Below are 7,115 nucleotides of genomic sequence, written 5' to 3'. Positions count from 1 at the left end.
GTACCAATATATTCATAACAAAGTACTTCATTATGCAAGTCATTTACTACTACAGCTTTACGTTCTTCCATAACTTTTACATCGGGGTTAATTTTCTTTCTCGCCTCAGCAGCGGTTAGCTTCGCACTCGGAATCGTTCGTTTTTGATGTGATGCTAAATATTCCTTTGCGGAAAAACCAACAATCGACCCATCATCTAAGGCAATTTTCATTTGGATTGCTTCTGGATAAATACGCACTCCATTTTCATTTACAACGTACGTAAACACACCGATATTATCATATTGAGAACTATCAAACAGCTCCATATTTGTAAACTTGTGATCCTTTAAAAATGTTAATCCTTTACTTCCTGCATCATTTAAACTGATTTTTTGCTCTTTAATTTCTCGGTTGTTCATTACCCAAATTGGATATCCACCTTTTCCGGTAATATCCATATAATACTCATTGTTCGTTGCTGGATCTTGAATTTTCACACTGTAGAATGATTCTTTTGCACCTTTTCCACTTTTCTCAACTTCTACTTTTTCATTCCCTTTTAAGTTTAAAAATGATTTCGCGATTTTTTCCGCTTCCGCTTTCGAAATCGCCTTTCCTTTTGCTTCAAATCCGCCTTTTTTATTCTTTTGTGCACTTGTAAAAGTCGGTCCAAAGTTTGTGGACGAGTATGATGTTACATTCTTTTCTACCGTCTTTAATCCATCGATAATTGTGTTATCTGCTGGATCTTGGTTTGACGCAAGAGCTATTTCTACATCCATCCAGCGAAGATTATTTTTCAATACAAGATGCTGCACTTTTCTCAGTTCATCTTGTATATTTGCTGCATTTGAATATAAACCTTGTAACGTTTTATATTCTTGATCATTTAACGGATCTTTTTCTAAATCACGAACCGCTGCACGATAACTAAAATCACCGATATTCGCAAGGAACTCTTCCGTTTTATTAAATGGCATTAATGTTAAAGGTAATTGTCCTACATCAGAACGAGCCTCTGATGTTAAACGCCATACATCTACTAAAGCTGGCGATAATGAGGAACGTGAATTCATCGCCAGTGTTGTTCCAATTTTATCGTGTAATAAATCAACTTCATATGCTAAATCATGAAACGCACGCTGATAACTATTTTCCGCTCGAATTAATACTGCATTTTTCTCTTGATGCTCTTTATAGCCCCAATACCCTGTTCCAACTACACCTACTGTTAACAATACGATGATAATACCTCGTAACATGTTTCCACCTCCGCTCTATTTACAGAAAATATGCTTACCAATTTTTTTAATTTGTGGACGAGTCCAAATCCATTTACTTGTCGCAGTATCTGGGTTGAAATAATATAATGCATTCCCAGTTGGGTCCCATCCGTTGATCGCATCTAATACGGCTTTTTTCGCATTTTCATTTGGCGTTAAATATATTTGTCCATCTGCTACTGCTGTAAATGCTCTCGGCTCAAAGATTACTCCTGAAACAGTATTTGGAAATGATGCACTTGTGACACGGTTTAAAATAACCGCAGCTACTGCAACTTGTCCTAAATACGGCTCACCACGGGATTCTCCGTATACAGCGTTTGCCATTAACTGAATGTCATTTTGAGAATAACCGTTTGGAACATTTGTCCCTGTACTTTTTGGCGGCTTATTTTCCTGTTTACCTCCACCACTGTTCCCTTTATTAGTTGTAGTATCTTTATTAGCGGTCGACTTATCATACTTCGTTGCCTTTACAAGCATTTGCTTCGTTTTAGCACCCGCTAAACCATCAACTGGCAATCCGAATTTTTGCTGAAAGTTTCGAAGTGCCCAATATGTACCCCATCCGAAAACACCATCAACTTTCCCCGTATAAAATCCGTTATATTTCAAACGAGTTTGCAGTTCAATGACATCTTCTCCAGATGCCCCTCTTTGAATCACTTGATTAGAAAAGGCTTCCACATTTTTGGTCTGTATACTACTTACCATTAAAGATAGCCCGATAAAGACAAGCAAAATCGCTATTTTAAAAACAGCTTTTTGACGCATGTATTTCCCTCCTTAATTACGGAAATGATTTCATGGTTATGTTTTGTAAAACCCTCGCTTTTATGTAAAGAAGACAAAAAAATCCAAACTTATATGCTTGAAGAAATATGTAAACAATATACAAAAAGAATAAAAGGAGCTTATTATGAAGCGATTCTTCGTACGTACAGCATTTATATTTTTTTTAATAACAACATGTTCAAATATATATACCGACCCATCTATTGTTCACGCACAGCCGCCATATGCAAAATGGGGTAAACTAGCCGTTGAAAAAACGAAAGAACAATATCCGAAAGCTGAGATTATCGATTACCTTCATATAGGTAGACAACCAAAAACTGTTCAAATAACAGTTGAAAAGTTTAAATTATGGCTACGTGAGGGTGGAAAAGAGTATGGTGTTTTTGTGGATGTAGAGTTTGATACGAAAACAGAGGAATTTTTAAAGATGTCCTTTCAGAAGACAAGTCGGTAAAACAAAAAAACCTCCGTCTTTACATACAGACAGAGGTTTCTTTATGTACTTCTTCCTTAATAAGGAGGATTATTTTTTATATGCAAAGATCGATTCCCTAACATTTTTACTAATCCGCAAATAGCTCCAATAACAACAGATATCCCTATACTATATAAAAATACTCTCCCATATCCACCTATTCTCGGATCTAAAAACGGATATGGGTACCAATTCACGAATGGCCCGCGTATTAAGCTATAGACAACATATAAAAGCGGGAAAACAAGCCAACTCGCAGCCTGTTTCCATGTAATGGTCTTCGTAGGTGGATTTATAACCCAATCTAAAATCATCGCTAATGGCATGATGTAATGAAGTACAGTATTTACCCATGGTATCGCTGTTTGAAGTGACTCTTCTAATCCCCTTAATAACAAAAAATAAATAAGTCCTGTTGTCAGTATGTATACTGTAGCTGCACCGCGAAGAACTCCAAATTGCTCGGAACGTCCAAATAGGGCTGTCCCCAAACTACTAAATAGTAGAATTACCGCAACTAAAATATTACTTTCAATTGTGAAGAAACTAAAAAAGTTAACTGGATTGAACGGTTTCACTTGTGCCCTTGTAACAAATTGAGTAATAAGTGCACTAAACGCTAGAAGACTTAATAACAGTCTATAAATCGCTATCATTTTTGCACTTCTCATAAAACACCTCATTTCTCTACTTATTTATGATTGGAATTCTCTTTTATATGCTCTATAAATAACTTTAATGGTACGAGGCCACGTTTTGGCATGTGGCTACTAATTACAGCTACGAGCTCTAACTGCGGAATGATAATAATGTATTGCCCTCCGTATCCCATAGCAAAATACATACAATACGGTATGTGAAATCTTTCATTATTTAATACCCACCAGTGATATCCATATGCTCCGACATGTTCATACGTTTCAAATAGAGCCTCACCTGATTCTTCTAACCATTTCGATGATACAATATCATTTCCCTTCCAATATCCATTGTTCAAACATACTTTTCCTAACTTTAATAAATCTATAGATTTCATTTTCATACCGAATCCGCCAACATATATACCTTGCGGGTCTTGTTGCCACTCATACTCCGTAATGTTTAACGGCTCAAATAAATACTTTTTCGCGAACTGCTCCGTCGACATTCCAGTTGCTTCTTGAATGATGTAACTAAGTAAATGAGAAGAACCTGAATTATAATTCATTTTCGTACCTATTTCTTCAATGAACGGCTTTTCTAAAATGTATTGCACCCAATTGTCTGATTCCACAAAATCATTCGGGAAAACAACCCCATTTCCGAACTCTTTCCAATTTTCTCCTGTTGTCATCGTTAATAAATGATACAGCGTTAATTCCCTCTTTTCCTCCGGCACATTTGGAATCCATGTTGTGATTGGTGTATGTATATTATTTATAAATCCTTTATCAATTGCGATACCAATTAATATAGATACGATACTTTTTGTAATCGAATTAATTTTAAATAAGTCATTTGCACAGTCTATCGTTTTATAGTACTCAGTCGTTAATTCCCCCTTTTGATAAACAAGAAATGTATTAACCTTTTTCTTTTCAAATTTATTTTGTAATTGCTCGAAATTCAAGAAATCTTCCTCCATCTAAATGGTTATGTAATATTTGTTATTCATTTCGTTCTCTCTATTAAATCATATTTGTTATTAAAACAAAAAATAAACTTGCCAGCATTTAATAGCTGACAAGTTTATTTTTATAATTTCGTTCGAACGTTCCAAAGCTCTGGGAAGAAGCATTGATCAAGCACTCGCTTTAAATAAGATACGCCAGAAGAGCCACCTGTTCCCATTTTATGACCAATAATTCGTTCTACCGTTTTCATATGACGGAAACGCCATTGTTGTAGCCAGTCTTCAATATCGATTAATTTCTCTGCAAGCTGATATAAATCCCAATATTTCTGCACGTCCGCATATACTTCTATCCAAGCCGCTTCTACAGTTGCATCCTCTTCGTAAGGCTGCGTAATATCACGATTTAACACATCTTTATGAATTGGGAATCCTTCTTTAACAAGCGCTTGTATCGCCACATCATACAAACTTGGTGTATGAAGTGCTTTATGAAGACGAGCATGTAATTCTGGGTCCTTTTCATAAATCTTTAATGCATGTGGTGTTTTATAACCAAGTGCATATTCAATCATTCGATATTGATACGATTGAAAACCTGAAGCCTGACCAAGTGAATCACGAAACTCAATATATTCTGATGGTGTTAATGTCGCAAGAATATCCCAAGATTGAATAATTTGCGACTGAATTTTTGATACACGTGCTAACATTTTAAAAGCTGGTGGTAATTTATCTTGTTTAATAGATTCAATTGCAGCATTCAATTCATGTAAAATTAGTTTCATCCAAAGCTCACTCGCTTGGTGGATAACGATAAATAACATTTCATCATGATGATCTGATAATCTTTGTTGACTAGATAATAAGCTATCTAGCTGTAAATACTCTCCATACGTCATATTCTCCTTAAAATCCGTATGAATCCCTTTTTCCATAATTACCTTTTCATTTTCTTTCATATTAGCCAAACGCCCCTTTGTGTTCATTTCTACTTATATTGGTCTAATAACAGCTCGAACTGGACTCCCATCCGCATCTGTTAATGCAAGTGGTAATGCAATAAGTTCGTAATCGCCGTCTACTACGTGATCGAGTACGACATTTTCTAAAATGTGAATTCCATGTTTAAATAATTGATGATGTGCTGCTAGTTCTTTATCATCTAAAGGATCAACAGATGGTACGTCCACCCCGATTAAACGAATTCCCTTTTCAGAAAGAAAGGCTGCAATATCTGCGCGTAAATGCGGGATTACATCTGGGAATTCATTTGCTTTACCATGTGAAGATGTACGTAATAACAATCGTTCTACACCTTCTAAATGAAAGTTTTCTAATTCCTTTTTCCCGATGCTTTCAAGATTAGAAACGTCAATGATTCGCGCTGGGCCAACATAAACTTGAATATCTAAATCCAACACCTTCTTACCGTCATTATCAAAATGAAAAGGTGCATCAATATGAGTACCTGTATGGATACTCATCGTTAACTTTCCGACATTTACTGAACCACTGTTTTCTTTTGACCATGAAACTTCATACGAGAACGGTGTATCCCCTGGCCATGTCGCGATATCATTATTTAGCGGTTGTGAAATATCAATCCACTGCGATGTTTTCATGCTTACGCCACAACCTCTCGCTTATTTTCAAAGTTTTTATATTCTTCATTTTTCATAATTTTCTTTAAAATTTGCACAGAGTTCCATACCTCCTCATACGTATTGTATAAAGCAACAGGCGCAAGTCTAACTCCATTTGGAGCTCTAAAGTCTGGAATAACCCCATTTGCTTTTAACGCTTTACAAATACGCGCCGCCTCAGCATGTTCTAAATAAATATGCCCGCCTCGTTTTTCATCCTCTAATGGATGTCCAATTGTAAATTCAAAGCCTTTTAATTCATGTTCAATTAAATCAAGCATATATCTCGTAATATGTAATGATTTTTCACGTAACTTTTCAATACCAGCTTCTTTAAAAATTTCAAGAGAACCGATTAATGGTGCAGTACTTAATACGTGAGGTGTCCCTATTTGATAAGCTCCAGCATGGTCAGCCGCAGTTAATGAATGCTCCATATCAAATTGCTTATCTTTTCTAGAACTAAACCAACCAGATAATCCTGGGAGTCTATTAAAGTGTTTATTATTTACATAAAGGCCTGCAACACCACCAGGACCTGCATTTAAATATTTATAATTACACCATACAGCGAAATCTACATCCCACTCTTTAAAATGATGCGGAATGGAGCCGATTGAATGACATAAATCAAAACCGATATGAATACCACGTTTATGAGCTTCAGCTGTTAATCGCTTCATATCAAGAATTTGTCCACTTCTATATAGTACAGAAGGCAATAATATTAAAGCGATATCATCGGTCATCGCATGAATAATATCATCTTCAGAAAGTGTTCTTCCATCTCGGCTTTTCACTCGTACTAAATGTTCATCTGGATCTAAGCCTTTTAAACGAATTTGACTCTGAAGTGCATAAATATCTGACGGAAAAGTTAATTCATCCGCAAGAATTTTTGTTCGTATTCCTTTCGGCTCATAAAACGTCGCAATAACTTGATGTATATTCGCAGTCGTGGAACCGGTTACAATCGTTTCTTCCGGTAAAGATCCAATAAGAGGTGCTGTCAATTCACCCAATTTCTCCGAAAGGAAAAACCATGGATGCTCACCTTCAGTCCATCCATCAATCCCAAACTCTTTCCATGAATCTAGCAAGGTGAGTAACGATTTCTCTGCTCTTTTTGAAAGCAACCCTAAAGAGTTACCATCTAAATATATTGTTCCTTCTTTTTTATAAAATTCAGATTGAAAATCTTTCAGTTCATCATGTTTATCACATTCAAGCGCATACTCATAAGTTGGTTGAAATGGTTCTTTATACATGGTGTCACCTTCTTTTAATTTTCTTTTTATTCTAACTAATTGAAATATATC

General features: G+C 35.7%; 8 protein-coding genes. 1 reads left to right on the top strand and 7 read right to left on the bottom strand.

The window, feature by feature from the left end; translation table 11 throughout:
- Nucleotides 1-1,244: germination protein YpeB (ypeB, locus tag AB3X49_RS15220; RefSeq protein WP_367963103.1), on the bottom strand; the 1,244-nt coding region annotated here is incomplete at its 3' end.
- A gap of 15 nt (nucleotides 1,245-1,259) precedes the next feature.
- Nucleotides 1,260-2,039: a spore cortex-lytic enzyme gene (gene sleB, locus AB3X49_RS15215; protein ID WP_002032721.1), complete on the bottom strand. Its 780-nt coding sequence runs from the start codon at nucleotides 2,037-2,039 to the stop codon at nucleotides 1,260-1,262.
- A 145-nt stretch (nucleotides 2,040-2,184) separates the two neighbouring features.
- Here sleB and AB3X49_RS15210 point away from each other — a divergent pair, with 145 nt between their 5' ends.
- On the top strand, nucleotides 2,185-2,517 hold the full coding sequence (locus AB3X49_RS15210) for a DUF3889 domain-containing protein (protein ID WP_002032720.1): 333 nt from the start codon (nucleotides 2,185-2,187) through the stop codon (nucleotides 2,515-2,517).
- A gap of 56 nt (nucleotides 2,518-2,573) precedes the next feature.
- Here AB3X49_RS15210 and AB3X49_RS15205 read toward each other — a convergent pair whose 3' ends face one another.
- The 5 genes from AB3X49_RS15205 to kynU form a co-directional block, all read right to left on the bottom strand.
- Nucleotides 2,574-3,209, bottom strand: a complete 636-nt coding sequence (locus AB3X49_RS15205) for a Pr6Pr family membrane protein (RefSeq protein ID WP_002127696.1) — start codon at nucleotides 3,207-3,209, stop codon at nucleotides 2,574-2,576.
- A 20-nt stretch (nucleotides 3,210-3,229) separates the two neighbouring features.
- Nucleotides 3,230-4,147 carry a serine hydrolase domain-containing protein gene (locus tag AB3X49_RS15200; protein ID WP_002168241.1) on the bottom strand — a complete coding sequence of 306 codons (918 nt, stop codon included), beginning with the start codon at nucleotides 4,145-4,147 and terminating at the stop codon, nucleotides 3,230-3,232.
- Between the two features lie 125 nt (nucleotides 4,148-4,272).
- Entirely contained in the window at nucleotides 4,273-5,112 is an 840-nt protein-coding gene (gene kynA, locus AB3X49_RS15195; RefSeq protein ID WP_002127699.1) for a tryptophan 2,3-dioxygenase, read from the bottom strand.
- A gap of 33 nt (nucleotides 5,113-5,145) precedes the next feature.
- Nucleotides 5,146-5,775 carry an arylformamidase gene (kynB, locus tag AB3X49_RS15190; RefSeq protein ID WP_002065849.1) on the bottom strand — a complete coding sequence of 210 codons (630 nt, stop codon included), beginning with the start codon at nucleotides 5,773-5,775 and terminating at the stop codon, nucleotides 5,146-5,148.
- A 2-nt stretch (nucleotides 5,776-5,777) separates the two neighbouring features.
- Nucleotides 5,778-7,064 carry a kynureninase gene (kynU, locus tag AB3X49_RS15185; RefSeq protein ID WP_367963105.1) on the bottom strand — a complete coding sequence of 429 codons (1,287 nt, stop codon included), beginning with the start codon at nucleotides 7,062-7,064 and terminating at the stop codon, nucleotides 5,778-5,780.
- Nucleotides 7,065-7,115: the final 51 nt, after the last annotated feature.

Origin of the sequence: Bacillus sp. C30 (genome assembly GCF_040838255.1) — a bacterium.
In the GTDB taxonomy this organism is placed as follows: domain Bacteria; phylum Bacillota; class Bacilli; order Bacillales; family Bacillaceae_G; genus Bacillus_A; species Bacillus_A mycoides.
This window is presented reverse-complemented; position numbering and strand designations above follow the sequence as displayed.